The organism is Streptomyces sp. RB17 (genome assembly GCF_009604455.1).
Classification (GTDB): Bacteria; Actinomycetota; Actinomycetes; order Streptomycetales; family Streptomycetaceae; genus Streptomyces.
Genome location: NZ_WEGL01000002.1, coordinates 458,172 through 476,364, shown reverse-complemented (window position 1 = coordinate 476,364; position 18,193 = coordinate 458,172). Strand labels below are relative to the sequence as shown.

The window sequence follows — 18,193 nt, the reverse complement described above, 5'->3', positions numbered from 1 at the left end:
CGGCGTCGCAGTCATCGGCTGCGGCTTGACGGGCTCCGCGACGGCGCGCGCCGTCGCCGGCAAGGGCCTCTCCGTCGCCGTCTGGAACCGGACTCCTGACCGTGCGGAAGCCCTCACCGGCGACGGGATCACCGCGCGGCGGTCCGTCGATGACGCGGTGCGGTCATCCCGTCTCGTCATGGCCCGCACGTCGACGTACGGCAGCACGCCGGCGTCGCTCGACCCGGTCACCGACTGGTGGGGAACCGCCCTCTCGGGCTCGTCGGCGGTCTGGTCGCGAGCGTGTGGATGCCGCCATCGCGCTCGCATCGCGCCGGCCTCCATCCGGGCCACCGGTCACCGGGGCAGGCTCCTCGAGGCGGCGGTCGCGAACCTGACGACGGCCGAGACCGCCGGACTCGGCGGTCTCGGCCGTCTCGCCTTCTACGCCCAGACCAACATCGCCGCCTGGGCGAACACTCCTGCGCCGGGTGGCCCCGCTGCTCCCCGCCCCACAGATATCCGATCACCGTCCAGACCAAGGGAGACATCCATGAAGACCAAAGCCGCCGTCCTCACCGGCCTCAACCAGCCGTTCGAGATCCTCGAGCTCGACCTGGACGGGCCGCGTGAGGGCGAGGTCCTGATCCGCTTCGTCGCGGCCGGCCTGTGCCACTCCGATCTCCACCTGCCGAGCGGCGACCTTCCGTCCCGCCTCCCCATCGTCGCCGGTCACGAGGGAGCCGGAGTCATCGAGGAGGTCGGCCCCGGCGTCACCAAGGTCAAGCCCGGCGACCACGTCGTGTGCAGCTTCATCCCCAGCTGCGGGGTCTGCCGCTACTGCTCCACGGGCCGGCAGAACCTGTGCGACCTCGGCGAGTTCCTGCTGGACGGCCAGATGCTCGACGGCACCTTCCGCTTCCACCACGAGGGCACGGACGTCGGCGGCATGTGCTCGCTCGGCACGTTCTCGCAGTACGCGACGGTGTCCCAGTACTCGGTGGTCAAGATCGACGAGTCGATCCCGCTGGAGAAGGCCGTCCTCGTCGGCTGCGGCGTCCCGTCCGGATGGGGTACCGCGGTCAACACCGGTAACGTGCGCGCCGGCGACACCACGGTCATCTTCGGTGCCGGTGGCCTCGGGATGAACACGGTGCAGGCCGCCGTTCACGCCGGCGCGAAGAACGTGGTGGTGGTCGACCCGCAGGAGTTCAAGCGAGAGACCGCCCTGAAGTTCGGCGCCACGCACGCCTTCGCCGACGCCGCGCAGGCACACGAGGCGATCACGGAGATGACCCGGGGGCAGATGGCCGACCAGGCCCTGGTCCTCGTCGGCACGGTCGACGAGACGGTGGTGCAGTCCGCCTTCTCGGCCATCGGCAAGGGCGGCGTCGTCGTCGTGACCGGTCTGGGGAACATGGAACACCTCACGGTGCATGTCTCGGGCGCGGAACTGACGCTGTGGGAGAAGACGATCAAGGGGTCGCTCTTCGGCAGCTCCAACCCTCAGTACGACATCGTCAAGCTGCTCGGCCTCTACCAGGCCGGCCAGCTCAAGCTCGACGAGCTCATCACCCGGCAGTACCGGCTCGAAGAGATCAACCAGGGGTACGAGGACCTGGTCGAGGGCAAGAACATCCGAGGCGTACTCATCCACGAACACTGAGACACTTCCCCTCACATCCCGGCGCGATGCGGCCACAACACGGTCGCACCGCGCCGTTTCGTTTCCACCTCGCAGCGACCGGGGTGACCCCGCTCACACAAACAGGTACCGGTGCGGGTAGTTCCCCGGGTGCCCCGGCAGCGGTCGGCCAGCAGTCTCAGAGGCGCAAACGCTTGTGAAACAGAGCCGTCCTCGAGGAGGAACGATGGGTGAAGTTCTCCCGCAAACCCGCTCACAGTGCGACGTCAGCACTGTGCTTCGCGGGCCCGCCCCCGAGGACCGATGTCGGTTGCAGCGAGTCCTCTGCGTGGACGAGAACGAGCTGGTGCAGGCCGGGCTGCGCTCCATTCTGTCGGATGAGCCATGGGTGGCGTCGTGCCTGGTGGCGGCGTCGGCCGAGATGGCGTGGCATGTGGCCCAGCGGCATCATCCGCAACTGGTTCTCGTGAGTGCCTCGCTCGGTGGCAAGTCCGGGCTGGAGCTGTGCCGGACGTTCAAGGAGCACATGTCGCACGTCCGGTTGGTGCTGATGTCGAGCGAGGGGCGCATGTCCGCATCCATGGCTCTTCAGCACGGAGCGGTTGCCTCCCTCTCGAAGCACATGCCGCGAGCGACCATCGCGGCCGCGCTGCGGCGCGTTGCCGAGGGGGCCCGGGTCTTCCCGGTCGACGCGAGGCCGTCGGCTCTTCAGCTGTCCCCGCGCGAGCGTGACATCCTGCGACACGTGGCCGCAGGGCTCAGCAATCCCGAGGTCGCGGCGTCATTGAACCTCTCCCGGCACACCGTCAAGCAGCACACGAGCGCTGTCTACCGCAAGCTCGGAGTGCGCAACCGGGCCCAGGCGGCCAGCCGCGCCCAGGAACTCGGCCTCCTCGTCTGAGCCCGGCACCCATGCCGCTTCATCCCCCGACCGCCCATGTCCGGTGCTCGGCAGCCACCCCCCACTCCGCGGCACCTGTACCGGGGCCCAAGTCGGTCCCGATCGAGCGCTCGCGCGGGATCGCGAACTCGCCCACGCGCCGCGGAGGTCGACGGTCGCGGACAGGCCGAGCGGCTCACCCCTGGTGAGCAGCCCCACGTCCGTGTCGGCGCGACGCTCCGGGTGGACGACCGACGCCGTCACCACGTGTTCGGTCTGCCGGAGGGGGCACAGACCACTGGTGCCGCGCCGCCGCCCTTCCCTCCCCCAGCCGGGCGGTATCGGCATCCCTCGCCGATCCCGAGGCGTTCGGCAGCGCCGATCCTGGGACCATGACGTTGAGCAACCACAACCCGGCCCGGGTCCTCGTGGTGGGTGCCGGGCCGGCCGGCCTCACCGCCGCTCGTGCCCTCACCGCGGCCGGTGCAGACGTGACGGTGCTCGAGGCCCGCAAGCGGGTCGGCGGGCGCACCCGCACCGTGCGGAAGGGCTTCACCGAAGGCCAGTACGGCGATCTGGGGGCCGAGCTGGTGACCGCCGACCACCACGCACTGACCCGTTTGTGCGCCGAGGTCGGCGTCGGCCTCTCCGACGAGGTGTGGATCGAGCGAGCGGACACCCGGCCCGACGAGACGCCGTTGGAGGGCTACCTCGCCGACGGACGCATCATCGTGGGCACCGAGTTGCTGACCGGGCCACGGTTCGCGGCGGTCGACGACGAGATCCGGGTCGCGCTGCGCGACACACCGCCGGCGCCGCACGAAGTGGCCGAGCAGTGGATCCGGCGCGCGGGGCTGTCCACTTTCGCCCGGGGTGCGATGGCCGGGATCGCCCGGATGCCGGTGCAGTACGACCTGTTCCAGGTCGACACGCACTACCTGGTCGGCGCCCACGTCGGCTCGATCCGACGCGTCCTGGGCGGCGCACAGCAGCTGGCCGACGCGCTCGCACGCGATCTCGACGTACGCCTGGGGACTCCGGTACGCACCGTCCGCCAGGCCGGCGGTCGCGTCCAGGTCGAGCTGGAGAGCGGCGAGCGGCTGCTCGCGCATCAGGTCGTGATGGCCGTGCCGGCGTTCGTGCTGCCGACGATCGGCTTCGACCCGCCGCTGCCGGCGACGCTCACCGGCGCACTCACCTCGTTGCAGCGCGCGTCCGGCGGCAAGGTGATCGCGCAGTACGCCGAGGGCGACGCCGTACGTGCCGCGCTCACGCACGGCGTGTTCACCGACGGACCGGTGAACACGGCGTGGGTCAGCAACCACCACGTCACGGACGGGCCGGCCGTGGTGAGCGGGTTCGTCTCCGGCACCCGACGGCACGTTCTCGAGTGCGATCACACGGCGCTCGGCGTTCTCGACGAGGTGGTGCGCATCGCCGTCGGCGCACCGGTCACCCGGATCGCGAGCGGCCGCAAGAACTGGACGGCGGACCCGTTCGCGCTCGGCATGGGGGCGACGACGGGCTGCACGTCACGGCGTGCCCTCGTCGCGCAGTTCGCGACACCGGATCGGCGCGTCCACTTCGCCGGCGACCACACCGACGTCGACATGGGCGGCACCCTGGAGGGTGCCGTGCGGTCCGGGTTGCGCGCGGCCGACGAGGTGCTCCGGCTGCCGCCACGCATGTCACCGGACGAGATCCACGAGAGGTTGGTGCGCGCATGAGCACGCTCGTCATCGGCGCCGGGCTGGCCGGACTTGCGGCCGCGCGGCGGCTGGCCCGCCACGGGGAGGAGGTCGTCGTGCTCGAGGCGCAGCCGTACGTCGGCGGCCGCACCCGGACAATGCGCGACCGGTTGTGTCACGGCCAGCCCGCCGACCTGGGCGCCTCGTTCATCGACATCGGCCAGGACAAGCTCCTCCAGTACTGTGCCGACCTCGGGGTGGCCATCACCCCCCAGTTCGCGCTCTTCCCCACCGACCCGGACGGCCGGCTGACCGCGGCCTCGCCGCTCCGCGAGACCTTGGTCGTCGACGGCCGACGGCTCGATGACGACGAGCGCGACCAGATCGCGGACGAGGTCCGCGCGGCGCTCGACGCCGTACCACCGTCGCCGACCGAGACGGTCCAGGCCTGGGCAGCGCGCGTCGGCCTCTCCCCCACCGCCCGGCGGATGTTCTGCCGGCAGACCGGGTACAACCCGGTGCACGAGGCGTCCCAGATCCCGATGTCGACGTTCGAGCCACCTCATGTCGGCCGGGTCTGCTGGATGATGGCCGACGGCACCGACTCGCTCGCGCAGGAGATGACCGCGGGCCTCGACATCAGGCTGGAGCAGCCCGTGCGCCTGGTGCGCCGGGGCCGCGGCGGCCTGGTCGTCGAGACGGACACGGACCGCTTCACCGCACGGGACGTCGTCGTCGCGACACCTGTCACCCCGACGCTGCGGATCGGTTTCGCCCCCGTGCTGCCCGAGTGGAAGGTCAACGCTCTGCTCAGCACCCCGATGGCCCAGGGCGGCAAGGTGATCGGCCAGTACGCCGCCGGCGCGGAGCTCACCCGCCGCCTCGGCCGGTCGGCGATGAGCGACGGCCCGATCTCGCTGATCTGGGCACGGCCGCTCGGACCGCAGGACACGGTGGTCGTCCTCGGCCTGCTCGCCGATCGCGGTGACGGCGTGCTGCGCGACGAGGCGCGAGCGCTGGACGCCCTCGACCGGCTGGTCGCGAGCGCCACCGGGCGGCGGCCCGAACGCCTCGCGGGACTCGTGCAGGACTGGACACAGGAGCAGTACGCCGGCGGCGTCGTGTCGACGCTGATGGGTGACTTCCCGAGGCTCCCCAGCCTGCTGGCCCAGAGTGTCGGCCCGGTCCACTTCGCGGGTGAGCACACTGCCGAGATGTGGGCCACCGGCATGGACGGTGCCCTCCGCTCCGGCGAGCGCGCGGCGGACGAGGTCCTGCAACGGCGACGGGTTCGGCAGCCGTTGGTCGCAGCGACGAGCTAGTGCCGTCTCTGCGCGCGACATCCCTTCCGGTGGTGCGGCTGCGCTGATACGTTCGCGAGCCGTACCGCAGCCGCACCACGAAGGATCCCCTTGGCATCACCGTCGGCGAGATCCGCGCGGGCCGTGCCGGCCGACCTCACGAGCTTCGTGGGCCGGCGGCACGATCTGGCCGCAGTCCGGCAGCTGTTCTCAGCAACCCGGCTCGTGACACTGACCGGGATGGGCGGGGTCGGCAAGACCCGGCTGGCGCTGCAGGCGGGCAACGAGATGCGACGCGCCTTCCCCGACGGGGTCTACTTGGTGGAGCTCGCCTCGCTGACGGATCCGGACCTGCTGCCGCAGGCGGTCAGGGACGCGATCGGCCTTCGTGAGCAACCCGCCGTGGACCCGCTCGCCGTGCTCGAGGACTTTCTGGGCGAGCGACGCCTGATGCTCGTCCTGGACAACTGCGAACACCTCGTCGACGCGACCGCGGACCTGGTGGACCGGCTGCTGCGTGCCGCACCTGGTGTGAAGGTCCTGGTCACGAGCCGCCAGGCGCTGCGGACAGTGGGCGAGCACATCTATCCGGTGGCGCCCCTGCAGACGCCGGACCCCGACGCACTGGAGTCCGGAAAGGCGACGCGGTACCCGGCGGTGGCGCTGTTCGCCGACCGAGCGGCCGCGGTGCTCCCCGGCTTCGCGATCACTCCGCAGAACGAAGTGGCGGTCGTCCGGCTCTGCCGCCGGCTCGAGGGGATCCCGCTGGCCATCGAGCTGGCGTGCGTGCGCCTACGCGCCCTCACCGTCGACGAGCTCGCGAGCCGGCTCGACGACCGGTTCGAGCTGCTGCGTGAGGGCAGCCGGAACCTCCCGGAGCGGCACCAGACGCTGCAGGCCCTCATCGACTGGAGCTACGGCCTCTGCACCCCGATCGAGCAGCTGCTCTGGGCACGGGCCTCGGTCTTCGCGGGTGGATTCACCACGGAAACGCTCGAGGCGGTGTGCACCGACGAGCGCCTGCCGGCCTCCGCTCTGCTGGACACCGTCGCGCGCCTGGTCGACAAGTCCATCCTCATCCGCGGTGAGCACGCGGGGCACACGCGCTTCCGGATGCTGGAGACCCTTCGCGAGTACGGCCGTGCCCGGCTGGCGGAGTCGTCGCAGGACACCACCACCGCACGACGCCATCGCGACTGGTACGCCGAGCTGATCAGAACGGCTGGTCGTGAGTGGGCCGGTCCACGGCAGGAGGAGTGGGCGACCCGCCTGCAGCTGGAGCACGCCAACATCCGGCAGGCACTCGAGTACTGCATGTCGCTGCCCGGCGAGGCCAGGATCGGCCTCGAGATGGCGGCAGTGCCGTGGTTCTGGGGTGCGATGGACCACCTGACCGAGGCCCGCCTGTGGTTGGACCGTGGTCTGTCGCTGCACCAGGAGCCGACCATCGAGCGCGCCTGGGCGTTGGCGACGACCGCCTACATCGCGGGGTTCCAGGGTGACTACGACGCTGTGAGGACGCTCGCCGACCAGGCTCACGAGCTGGCGGTCGACCTCGACGACAGAGCCCGGGCTTTCGCCGATCACGTCCGCGGCTTCGGTCGCTCGCTCGGCGGCCCGGCGGACCTCGAGAGCGCGATCCCGCTCTTCACCGAGGCGCTGGCCCAGTACACCGCCACCGGGATCGAGGCTCAGTACGCCGACAGCCTGATGGTCGAGCTCGCCGCCACGCTCATCATGATGGGCGACTACGACCGCGCCAGGGCGATCGCGGACGAGCTGCGGGCACGCTGCGCCGCGATCGGAGAGCGGTGGAACCTGTCCTACGCACACTGGCTGCGCGGGATCCTGGAACTGATCCACGGAGACCCCGAGCGGGCCGAGCACGAGCTCTTCGAGGCACTGCGGATCAAGCAGGTCTTCCGCGACACGCTGGGGCTCGGGCTGACCCTCGAGAGCGTCGCGTGGACGGCCGCGGTCCAGGGGGAGGCAGAGCAGGCGGCGCTGCTCTTCGGGGCTACGGATCAGATCTGGCGCACGCTCGGTGCGCGCCAGATGCACGGGTTCCGCCGGCGCTACGAGGCGATGGCGCGCGACCGTGTGGGGGACGCCAGGTTCGAGGTCGCCTTCGACCGTGGCAGCCGGCTCAACGTCGACGAGGTGCTCGCGGTGGCGTTGCGCGAGCCCGCCGCCGACGAACCGCCGCCGCCGTCCTCACCGACGATCCGGCTCACCCCGCGTGAGCGACAGGTGGCGCAGCTGGTCGCGGAGGGGATGTCGAACAAGGAGATCGCAGCGAAGCTGGTGGTATCGCTCCGGACCGCGGAGGGGCACGTCGAGCGGATCTTGGCGAAGCAGGGTTTCACGTCGCGCGCCCAGATCGCGATCTGGGTCACGCGGCAGGCCGGGCAGGACTGACGCCCGTCCGCGCGACGCGGTCTCCGTCGACCAGGCCACGAGCACGCAACGCCGCTGCCGGTGCGAGCGCGGTCGGATCGCAGGCGTCCCGTGCCGACGGAGCCCCGCCCGCGGACCTCCCCCGACTAGGGGGTCCTTGCGAGCACCGGCGGCCCATGTCACGCCGGGTCGCCCAAGGTGGACGTCAAGCGCCCGGCGATCGAGAAAGAAGGATGTCGTGAGTACTTACGCGGTTGTCGACCCCACCACCGGGGAGACCGTCAAGAAGTACGCCGCATTGTCGGACGACGAGCTGGCAGCGAAGCTCGACCGTGCCGACGCGGCGTACCGCACGTGGGGTCGTACCTCGTCGATCGCGGATCGCGCGACGCTGCTGCGCAACGCCGCGGCGCTGTTCGTCGAGCGCCGGGAGGCGCTGGCGACCATCATCAGCCGCGAGATGGGCAAGCCGACCAACCAGGGTGTTCTCGAGGTCGACTTCGCAGCAGCCATTTTCGAGTACTACGCGGACAACGCCGGGGAGTTCCTGGCCGACGAGCCGGTCCCGCTGCAGTGGGGCGAGGGCACCGCGGTGGTCCGGCGCCAGCCCGTCGGGATCCTGCTGGGCGTCATGCCGTGGAACTACCCCTACTACCAGGTCGCGCGCTTCGCCGCGCCCAACCTGATGGCCGGGAACACCATCCTGCTCAAGCACGCCTCCCAGTGCCCGGAGTCCGCGGCGGCCATCGAGCAGCTGCTGCTGGACGCCGGCTTCCCCGCCGGCGCCTACGAGAACGTCTACGCCACCTATGCCCAGATCGACGCCGTCATCGCCGACCCTCGGGTCGCCGGTGTATCGGTCACGGGTTCGGAGAAGGCCGGTGCGATGGTCGCGGCGACTGCCGGACGTCACCTCAAGAAGGCGGTCCTCGAACTCGGCGGCTCGGACCCGTTCATCCTGCTGAGCACCGATGACCTCGACGCGGCCGTGGAGGCCGCGCTGGGTGCCCGCTTCTACGACAATGCCGGTCAGGCGTGCAACGGCGCGAAGCGGTACATCGTCATCGACGAGCTCTACGACGCCTTCGTGGAGAAGGTGGTCTCGACGCTGGCCGAGCTCAAGCCGGGCCCTCCGGCGTCCGAGGACACCGTCCTCGGACCGGTCTCCTCGGTCGGCGCCGCCGAGGGGCTCGAGAAGCTGCTGAACCGTGCGGTCGAGGGCGGAGCCAGGGTCGCGCTGGGCGGCACGCGCGACGGGAGCTTCTTCGATCCCACCGTGCTGGTCGACATCGACCCCGGCAACCAGGCAGCCAAGGAGGAGTTCTTCGGGCCGTTCGCACACGTGTACCGCGTGGGTTCGGAGGAGGAGGCGATCGCGGTCGCGAACGACACGCCGTTCGGTCTCGGCTCGTACGTGTTCACCACCGACCCCGAGCAGGCGCAGCGCGTCGCCGACCGGATCGAGGCCGGCATGGTGTACGTCAACGTCGTCGGCGCCGAGGAGCCCGGCCTCCCGTTCGGTGGCGTCAAGCTGTCCGGGTTCGGTCGCGAGCTCGGTCGGTTCGGCGCCGAGGAGTTCGTCAACCGCAAGCTCATCCGGGTCGGCGCCTGACGATCCACCACCGCATCACCAGTGGCTCGCGCACCGGCGGTGCGCGAGCCACTGGTGTTCCCGCAGCAATCACCCCACAGACGTCCGCAGGACGGCAGGCACCAGAGGAGACCCCCATGTCCGGAACCACGACCACACCCACGACCTACGACGTCGCCGTCATCGGCTGCGGGCTGATGGGCGCCGCGCTGGCGAAGGCACTCGCGGATGCCGGTCACACCGTCGCCGCGTGGAACCGCACCCCGGAGCGGGCGCAGGCGATCGCGGGCGGCGGCGTGACCGCCGTACCGTCGATCGATGAGGCGGTCCGGTCGGCCGGTCTCGTCATCGCGTGCACATCGACGTACGACGCGGCACGCGTGGCGCTCTCGGCCGTCACCGACTGGGGCGGGGCGCCGCTGGTGAACCTGGGCTCGGCAGCGCCCCACGAGGTGACGGCGATGGCGCAGTGGGCCCACGAGCGCGGCATCGGATACCTGGACGGGGCGATCCTCTGCTTTCCCGGCCAGGTCGGGACCGCGGAGGGGTTGGTCCTCTACTCCGGCTCTGCCTCGGTGTGGTCGGCGCACTGGGCCACCCTGATGAGCCTCGGCGCGGGTTCGGCGCACATCGCAGAGGAGGTCCAGGCGGCCTGCGTGATGGACGCCGCCATCGTCGGCTCCTTCTACGTCGGCTCAATGAGCGCGTACCTCGAAGGCGCCGGCTTCGCCCTCGCCATGGGGGTCACCGCCGACACGCTGAGGTCCGTCACCGAGTCCGTCATCGGGGGCATCCGGCGTGCGACCAGGGAGGCCGTCGCGGCGATCGAGAACGACAGCTACGAGACGGACCAGGCGACGCTGGCGGTGTACGCCGAAGGCTCTCGCCACGTCCTCGCAGGGATGCGTGCCGCCGGCCACCACCCGCGGCTGCTTGCCGCGGCCGTCGAAGGCCTCCAGGCGGGCGAGGCCGCCGGGCTCGGCGACCTCGGGCTGTACGCGCTCGCCAAGGTGGCACGGCAGGACGCCCCGAGCTGACTCGGCGGAGCTTGTCACCTCCGGCCGAGCGCGACGTTCGCGTCCCAGGCCGCAGCCGTGATGCCGCGCTCGCGCACCTTCGCCTTCTCTATGCGCTCCGACGGCGTCTTCGGCAGCCCGTCGACGAACTCGACGTAACGCGGAACCGCGAACGTGGGCAGGTCCTTGGCGACGAACTCGACGAGCTCCTCCGGAGCGAGGTCCTGGCCCGGCAGCGGAACGACCAGGACGGCCACGTCCTCCTCACCGACCTCGGACGGCACCCCGATCGCGGCGACCTCCAGGACCTTGGGGTGGGCCGCGACGGCCTCCTCGACCTCCCAGGCAGACACGTTCTCGCCGCGTCGGCGTATCGAGTCCTTCCTCCGGCCGACGTACTCGAGCCCGTCCGGGTGCTCGCGCACCAGGTCTCCGGTGTGGAACCACAGGTTGCGCCACGCTTCGAGCGTCGCCTCGGGCTTGGCCCAGTAGCCCTGCATCATCGCGAACGGCTCCCGCGGGCGGTAGACCAGCTCGCCCACCTCGCCGGGTGCGACCGGCGTGTCGGTGTCGTCGACGAGCCGGACGTCGAGCTCGGGGATGGCCCTGCCGATCCGGCCGGGCGTCGTGTCGCCCGCAGGTGCCGAGGTGATGAGCACGCACTCGGTCATGCCGTATGCCTCGATGAGGTCCACGCCGAAGCGCCTCTCGAAGCCGTGCAGGATCTCCCGCGGCGTGGACGAGCAGATGGCCAGCCGCGCCGGCAGGTTGTTGTCGTCCGCACGCGGCTCCTGCTTGAAGAGCATCCACAGCATGGTGCCGATGGTCGAGAAGATGGTCGCGTCGTGCTCCCGGACCTCGTCCCAGAATGTGGAGACGCCGAACCGCCGCCCGATCGCCACGACTCCGCCGGCGACCCAGGTCGTGACCACGAAGGCACGGGCGTCGATGTGGAACAGCGGCTGCACGCAGAGCACGACGTCGTCGGCCCCCACACCCATCAGGTTCGCGGCATGCTCGCCCTGGGCCGGGTAGTACCGCTGCGGCAGCATCACACCCTTGGACGGTCCGGTGGTGCCGGAGGTGTACATCACGGTCGCGGTGTCACTCGCCCGCGGCGCAGGCAGCTCCTCCGTCGACTCCGCGCCGAGCGCAACCAGTTCGTCGAAGCCGATCTGCCGAGCGCGGTCACCGAACGGCGTCCCGCTGGACTCCCCGATGCAGACGACGTAGTCGGGATCGTCGGTGATCGCGTCGGCCAGGATCCGCAGGTAGTCCTCGGTGCCGACCAGCACCCGGGGTCCGACGTCGTGCACGAAGTAGTCCAGGAGCCGCCCGCGGGCCTCGGCGTTGAAGGGCACGTCGATCGCGCGGGCCGCGTTGACACCGAGCCAGATGAAGAGAGTCTCGGGGCGGTTGTCGCACATCACGCCGACGCGGTCACCGGCCTCGATGCCGAGGGCCCTCAAGCCGCGCCCCACGCGCTCGACCTGGTCGAGGGCCTCCTGGCGGGTGAACGACCGGCCGCCGATCCGCAGGTACTCGCGGTCGGGGTCCTCGGCGGCCGAGGTACGGATGACGGAGAGGATGCTGTCCTGGGAGCACATACCGGGATCGTCGTCGCCGTTCGCGGGGCGCGGGGCGGCCCTTGTGGTGCACGTCACCCGGTTGGGGGAGGACGATTCCCGCCTCCCGCGCTCCCGGGCTCGGCAAGGCGGCCCAGCGAGTGCCTCCCCGGAATGGACCCGCCGGGGTCGGTGGCGACGTCTCCCACCATGTCGGTGGCGATGACCGGCGCGCACGAGGACTGAGCGGCACCGGTCACCGCGCGAGCTGTGCTTCGATGCCGTCCCGCTCGGGAGTGGGACGGCATCGAGCGACGGCGTTCGCGGTCCCATCGGACCAGGATCGCCGTCGCCCGGTGTGCGCCGTGGGGTGCCGAGCGCAACTCCTCCCGCACCGTGACCGTGCTGCACGTGAGTCGCACCGGCACGACGGAGACGGTGAGGGATTCGTCCGCCCGGAGCAACTCGCGCCGTAGTCCGGTTCGAGACGCACGAGTGCGAACGGCGGTGCCGGTTCGGCCATCGGCTCGGCGAGCCAGTGCCGGTGCGCGAGCCCGATCTCCCATGGTGCGTTCACTGGCAGCCTCACGACGATCGGGTCCAGGTTCTCCCTCCAGGCCGACTCGCCGGCTGGGTCTCAACCGGCATCGCGCTGCTCGCGCCCTCGCATCTGCCGGCCGAGGAGACCGAGCTCCTGCGCCCGGCCGGCGGCCTCCGCGCGATTGCGCACACCGAGCTTGCGGTACACCGCGCTCGTGTGCTGCTTGATCGTGTGGCGAGACAGGTGCAGGGTGGCGGCGGTCTCGGGGTTGCTCAGCCCCGACGCCAGGTGCCGCAGGACGTCGAGCTCCCGCTCGGAGAGCTTGACCCTCGGTGCCGGCTTCCCTTTCGGGAAGACTCGCCCGCCCTCGGCCACGTGCTTGAGCGCCATCAGGATCGCACCCGGCACCATCATCTTCGACAGCGCGGCCACCGCGCCCAGCGATGCCGCCAGCGCCGCCGGCACGCGGCCCTCCGCGAACATCAGCACCACCTTCACGTGCGGCATCCGCTCCCGCAGGGTCCGGCACAGGTCGGGCCCTGACCAGCCGCCCAACGACGTGCTCACCAGCACGAGTTGCGGGTGGTGGCGACGTGCCACCTGAAGCGCTGTGTCCGCCGAGCTCGCCACGAGGCACGCGTCCACCCATGGCGCATCGGCCAGGATCGCGCGGAGTCCCGCCGACAGCAGCTCGTGCTCGTCGACCACCAGCACCCGTTGCGGGCGTAGGCCGTCCGCCCAGTCACGCCCTCCCGTGTCAGAGGTTCCGGAAGATCGGGGCTCGACCATCGTCATCGCAGCAGCACCTCGTTCGACGTCTCGTTCGCCAGGCGTTCGCCTGCCACTCGCACAGTCGTCATCCGCCCGCTCACGGGCACGCGTGGAACTACCTGTTTCGGCTACCTGCCAACCGGGGGGCCACCCCGACCGAGCGATGGCCACCTGCCTTCCTCCGGCACCAGGCGACGGGGCGCGGTGCCGGAGGCAGGCGACCGATCACCCGGCGCGGCGGCCCAGCTTCACCGTCAGCGCCTTGACCTGGTTGATGAAGAACGACTCGGCGTGCGGCGCCCCGCCGACGATCTCCATCTCCGGGTAGCGCTTCAGCGTCTCCTCGATCATCAGCCGCAGCTCGAGCCGGGCCAGCGCGTTGCCGAGACAGAAGTGGCGGCCACCGGCTCCGAACGCCTGGTGCTCCGGGTTGCGGGTCACGTCGAAGCGGTGCGGGTCGTCGTACTTGTCCTCGTCCCGGTTGGACGACGGGTACCACATGATGACCTTGTCGTCCTCCTTGATCAGCCGGCCGCCGATCTCGACGTCCTTGGTCGCCGTACGCCGCATCATCGAGAACGCCGGGAACATCCGCAGGGCCTCCTCGACGACGCTCGGCACGAGCGACATGTCGTCGAGGACCAGCTGGCGCTGGTCGGGGCTTTCCATCAGCGCCTTCATCGCACTCACGTACGTCGCCATCGTGCTGTCGTTGCCGGCACCGATCAGGAGCAGCGTGCCGTACATGATCTCCTCGGCGGACAGCGTCTGCCCGTCGATCTCGGCGTGCACGAGGACGCTGATCAGGTCGTCGGTGGGGTTCGCCCGGCGCGCGTCGATCATGTGGGTGACCTCCTGCATCAGGGTCGGCAGGAGCTCGTTGACGTAGGCGTCGATGCCGCCCGGGTTCAGGTCCGGGTCGTCACGACCCATGTACCGCTTCATGTAGTCGGCCCACTTGACGTCCTCCTCCTCCGGGATGCCGAGGAGGCGGTGGATGACCCGCGCGACGACAGGCTGGGAGACGGCGCTCACCAGGTCGCAGGTCTCCTCGGCGTCGAGGCGGTCGAGTACCGCGACGACGATCTCGCGGATCCAGTCCTCGTGCCCGGCGATCTGCTCGCTCGTGAAGCCCGCCAGGAAGAGCTGCTTGATCCGGTCGTGCTTCGGCGGGTCCATGCCGATGAACTCGGCACGCGCGAATTCGATCGGGATCTGGTGGTTGGTGATGTCGATGCCCATGCGCTCCGACGAGAAGGTCCGCCAGTCGCGGCTGACCCTGGCGATGTCGTCGGCCTTGGTCAGTGACCAGAAACCCTCCTCCTCGGGCAGGACGGGGATGCCGGGTGACCAGTGCACCGGGCACTTCGCACGCAGGTCGCTGAAGATCCCGTGCGGCGGCCCGTCCTTCCACAGGTCGAAGTCCGCGAGGGTCAGGTCCTCCGGCAGTTCGTCCGCGGTCATCGGTCCTCCTTCGTCAGGGGCGGCCCGTCCGCCTGGGTCGCCCGACTGGGTCACTTGTCCCACTGAGCGAGGACGCTAGGACGCCATGGGCGGGCCACCGCAGTGGCGGGAGCCGATCCGCGCCCGCCTGGGGGATGCATCAGGCCTCGACGTAGCGCGCCCGCAGATGTGCGGCGAGCATGACCGCGGCCTCCGCGGTGTTCCGGCGTGTCTGCGCGTCGTCCTGGTGCGAGAGCATCTGCAGGCCGAGCCCGTCCGCCAGGGCGATGATGAGGCGGACGGTCGCGTCGAGCTCCGCGGCCGTGAGCCCGGGGTCCGCCTGCCGCAGCGTCGCGGTCCACATGTCGATGAAGCTGGCGTACATCTGCACGCCGAGGCCGGTCTCCTGGCGGGCCGCCCACAGGGCGAGGTCGAACTCGGCGCGGGCCTCGTCCTGGTTGCGAAGGCCCCACTCGAGGGTGCGGCTGAGCAGGTCCACCGCGACGTCGGCCACGCTCTGGCCGCGGCCGTCGATCGACGCGGTGTCGGCACGGTGCGACTCCAGAATCCGGTCGAACACGTCGAGGAGCAGGCGCTCCTTGTTCCGGAAGCAGTAGTGGAGGGCGGCCAGGGGCGCCTTGGCCGCCTCGGCGATCCGTCGCGTGCTGGCGCCCTCGACACCGACCTCGGCGATCACCGCGACCGCCGCGGTGATGAACTGCTCGCGCCGCTCATCGGCCGGAATGTGTGCCATCTGACTCCTGTTCATCGATCGGCCGGCCGACAACCGGGGTGTCACCCGGACCGACGCGGTATTTCATGGGCGCTCTCCTGCGCCATCGCGCCTGCCCAGGTTGCACGTTGCAGCACGCTACGGCCGAAGATCGCGCACGTGTGGCCGAACGTCTCGGCGCTCCACCGGCTGGGGGATCGACACACCGAGGGCCAGGAAGCCCCGTCGCCCCCGGCCGTCCGCCCCATCCCGACATCACCCAACCGGGCGGTCCTCGCCTGTTGTTCGCGGCGGCTCACCACCGGTTGCGTGCATCGTCGGCGCATGACTTCAACGACCACCGGCATCTTCGACATCACCGGCAAGCGCGCACTCGTCACGGGAGCCAGCCGCGGCATCGGCCGCGCCATCGCCATCGCCCTCGCCGAGGCAGGCGCCCACGTGGTCGCCGCCGCGCGCACCGAGAAGGCCCTCAAGGAGACGGCTGCGCTCGCCGCCGACGCCCCGGGCCAGATCGACATCCTGGCGACGGACCTGCGTACACCGGAGTCCGCCGAGGCCGCGATCCACTGTGCCGCGGAGACCCTGGGTGGTCTCGACATCCTCGTCAACAACGCCGCCGACGACCACGACTCCTCCATCGAGGAGACCGACCTCAAGGTCTACCAGCGGGTCATGGACCTCAACCTGCAGTCCTGCTGGGTGATGACCAAGGCGGCGTCGCCGTACCTCAAGGACGGTGGCGGGAAGGTCATCAACATCGCCTCGGTGCTCGGCCTCGTCGGCATGCTCGACGACAGCGTGTACATCGCCGCCAAGCACGGTCTGATAGGCCTCACCAAGGCCGTGGCGCTGGAGTGGGCGCGGGCCGGGGTCCAGGTCAACGCGATCGCGCCGGGCTTCGTGGACACCGCGATGATCGGCAACCTCAAGGAGAACGAGGCCCTCCAGGCGTACGTCAAGAAGAAGACCCCGATGGGCCGCGCCGCGCAGCCCGAGGAGTACGCCGGTCCGACGGTCTTCCTCGCGTCCTCCGCCTCGGACTTCATGACCGGTCAGGTGCTCGTCGTCGACGGTGGCTACTCCACCCAGTGACACGTCCGACCGCTCCCGACGAATCGGCCGGTGTGAGCTCGTTGCTCACGCCGGCCGATTCGTTTGTGCGTCTGTCAGTTGCCGGCCGTGGCGTCGGCCCAGGACACGCCGTTGAGGATGTCCCGCTTGCTCAACGCCGGCTGACGCGGCGCGTTGATGCACAGCGCGCCTCGGAGCCGGTCCCCGCGGCCGAACAGGGCGACCAGCGACGTGTCGTCCGCCTGGGTGATCTTCACCTGGTCCTGGCCGTCCACGTGGCCGACGAACTTGACCTTGGCCTCGAACTGGTCCGACCAGAAGTACGGGACGGGCGCGAACGGCTCGTTCTCCCCGAGCAGCGTGCGCGCCGCGTGGGTGCCCTGCTCGACGGCGTTGAGCCACTGCTCGACCCGCATCGTCTCTCCGAACAGCCGGTTCGGCCAGCGCACGATGTCGCCTGCTGCGACGACGTCGGGAGCCGTCGTCCTGAGAGTCTCGTCGCACACCACGCCGTTCGCGAGCTCGATGCCGCTGCCCTCGAGCCAGCCGGTCTCCGGCTGGACCCCGACGCCGGCGACGATGAGATCGGCGGCCAGGACCGTGCCGTCGGCCAGGTGGACCTTGTTCCCACCGGGGGTGACCTCGACGCGGTCGATGCCGCTGCCGCAGTACAGGTTCACGCCGTGTCGGACGTGGTGGTCCTGGAACCAGTGGCCGAGCTCCGAGCCGAGGACCCGGGTCAGCGGGACGGGAGCGATCTCCACGACCGAGACGTCCAGGCCCATCTTCCGGGCGGTGGCGGCGACCTCCAGCCCGATGAAGCCGGCACCGATGACCACCAGGTGACGGCCGGGCCGCAGCTGCTCGTGGAGGGTCAGTGAGTCGGCGAGTGACCTCACCTCGTAGACGTCCGGCACGCCGTCGAGCAGCTCCAACGGACGGGTCCGGCATCCGGTGGCGACGACGAGGCCGTCGTACGACACCTGCCGGCCGCCCTCGAGGAACAGCGTCTTGTCGGCGGCGTCGAGCCCGACCGCTGCCGCGCCGAGGCAGACCTCGACGGCGTTGTCGTCGTACCAGCCGGGCTCCTTGATCAGCAGGCTGTGGTGCTCGTGGCCCTCACGAAGTGCCTCCTTGGACAGCGGAGGCCGGTCGTACGGCAGCAGGTCCTCCGCGCTGACCAGCGTGATGTCGCCCTCGTGACCCGCGTGCCGGAGCCCGTCGACGGCGTTCACCGCCGCCACCGAGCCGCCGACCACAACAATGCGGTCCACGGCGTCAGTCCTGCTCGAGGGCGATGACGCCCTCGGGGCACGAACGGACGGCGCGCTCCGCCTCCTCGAGGCGGTCGTCCGAGGGGTGCGGCTCGAGGAGAATGGCCTGGCCGGACTCGTCGTCGATGTCGAAGAGGTCCGGGCACTCCATCATGCAGCAGGCACAGCCCGTGCATCCGTCGAGGTCGATCCTGAGCGTCAGCGCCATGGTGGCTCTCCTTGCGTTCTGGCCCGTGCGTTCTGGCGGGTCTGCCGACAAGGCTGGAGCCGTTCGTCGCCGCCTTACGGGCCGAGC

14 protein-coding genes are annotated in these 18,193 nt (G+C 70.5%); 8 read left to right on the top strand and 6 right to left on the bottom strand.

The genetic code is table 11. The annotated features are described in order from the left end of the window. Positions 1-13: 13 nt before the first annotated feature. The 7 genes from SRB17_RS09070 to SRB17_RS09040 all read left to right on the top strand — a co-directional run bounded on the left by SRB17_RS09070 (position 14) and on the right by SRB17_RS09040 (position 10,518). Positions 14-1,645: an NDMA-dependent alcohol dehydrogenase gene (locus tag SRB17_RS09070; RefSeq protein WP_323375411.1), complete on the top strand. Its 1,632-nt coding sequence runs from the start codon at positions 14-16 to the stop codon at positions 1,643-1,645. A 307-nt stretch (positions 1,646-1,952) separates the two neighbouring features. Next, a complete protein-coding gene (locus tag SRB17_RS09065) occupies positions 1,953-2,525 on the top strand; it encodes a response regulator transcription factor (protein WP_194293953.1) in 573 nt (190 codons plus the stop codon). A 371-nt stretch (positions 2,526-2,896) separates the two neighbouring features. Continuing rightward, the gene (locus SRB17_RS09060) at positions 2,897-4,231 is read left to right on the top strand and encodes a flavin monoamine oxidase family protein (RefSeq protein WP_153536594.1); all 1,335 of its coding nucleotides are present in this window, start codon (positions 2,897-2,899) and stop codon (positions 4,229-4,231) included. Further along, a complete protein-coding gene (locus SRB17_RS09055) occupies positions 4,228-5,514 on the top strand; it encodes a flavin monoamine oxidase family protein (protein WP_153536592.1) in 1,287 nt (428 codons plus the stop codon). The genes SRB17_RS09060 and SRB17_RS09055 overlap by 4 nt, the downstream gene beginning before the upstream one ends. Before the next feature lie 90 nt (positions 5,515-5,604). Beyond that, entirely contained in the window at positions 5,605-7,911 is a 2,307-nt protein-coding gene (locus tag SRB17_RS09050) for a LuxR C-terminal-related transcriptional regulator (protein ID WP_153536590.1), read from the top strand. Positions 7,912-8,128: 217 nt separating this feature from the next. Next, positions 8,129-9,502 carry an NAD-dependent succinate-semialdehyde dehydrogenase gene (locus SRB17_RS09045; protein WP_323375206.1) on the top strand — a complete coding sequence of 458 codons (1,374 nt, stop codon included), beginning with the start codon at positions 8,129-8,131 and terminating at the stop codon, positions 9,500-9,502. Positions 9,503-9,618: 116 nt separating this feature from the next. Continuing rightward, the gene (locus tag SRB17_RS09040; protein ID WP_153536586.1) at positions 9,619-10,518 is read left to right on the top strand and encodes an NAD(P)-binding domain-containing protein; all 900 of its coding nucleotides are present in this window, start codon (positions 9,619-9,621) and stop codon (positions 10,516-10,518) included. Positions 10,519-10,532: 14 nt separating this feature from the next. Here SRB17_RS09040 and SRB17_RS09035 read toward each other — a convergent pair whose 3' ends face one another. The 4 genes from SRB17_RS09035 to SRB17_RS09020 form a co-directional block, all read right to left on the bottom strand. Then, positions 10,533-12,104 carry an AMP-binding protein gene (locus SRB17_RS09035; RefSeq protein WP_194293952.1) on the bottom strand — a complete coding sequence of 524 codons (1,572 nt, stop codon included), beginning with the start codon at positions 12,102-12,104 and terminating at the stop codon, positions 10,533-10,535. Between the two features lie 595 nt (positions 12,105-12,699). Then, a complete protein-coding gene (locus SRB17_RS09030) occupies positions 12,700-13,398 on the bottom strand; it encodes a response regulator transcription factor (protein WP_153536582.1) in 699 nt (232 codons plus the stop codon). 201 nt (positions 13,399-13,599) lie between these two features. Beyond that, positions 13,600-14,838, bottom strand: coding sequence for a cytochrome P450 (locus SRB17_RS09025; protein ID WP_153536580.1), 1,239 nt, complete (start codon positions 14,836-14,838; stop codon positions 13,600-13,602). Between the two features lie 139 nt (positions 14,839-14,977). Beyond that, entirely contained in the window at positions 14,978-15,571 is a 594-nt protein-coding gene (locus SRB17_RS09020) for a TetR/AcrR family transcriptional regulator (RefSeq protein WP_153536577.1), read from the bottom strand. Between the two features lie 303 nt (positions 15,572-15,874). Between SRB17_RS09020 and SRB17_RS09015 the strand changes: the two genes are divergently transcribed. After that, positions 15,875-16,645, top strand: a complete 771-nt coding sequence (locus SRB17_RS09015; protein WP_153536575.1) for an SDR family NAD(P)-dependent oxidoreductase — start codon at positions 15,875-15,877, stop codon at positions 16,643-16,645. Between the two features lie 74 nt (positions 16,646-16,719). Here SRB17_RS09015 and SRB17_RS09010 read toward each other — a convergent pair whose 3' ends face one another. Both SRB17_RS09010 and SRB17_RS09005 read right to left on the bottom strand, forming a co-directional pair. After that, positions 16,720-17,898: an NAD(P)/FAD-dependent oxidoreductase gene (locus SRB17_RS09010; protein ID WP_153536573.1), complete on the bottom strand. Its 1,179-nt coding sequence runs from the start codon at positions 17,896-17,898 to the stop codon at positions 16,720-16,722. Positions 17,899-17,902: 4 nt separating this feature from the next. Beyond that, positions 17,903-18,106, bottom strand: coding sequence for a ferredoxin (locus SRB17_RS09005; protein ID WP_153536571.1), 204 nt, complete (start codon positions 18,104-18,106; stop codon positions 17,903-17,905). Between the last annotated feature and the right edge of the window lie 87 nt (positions 18,107-18,193).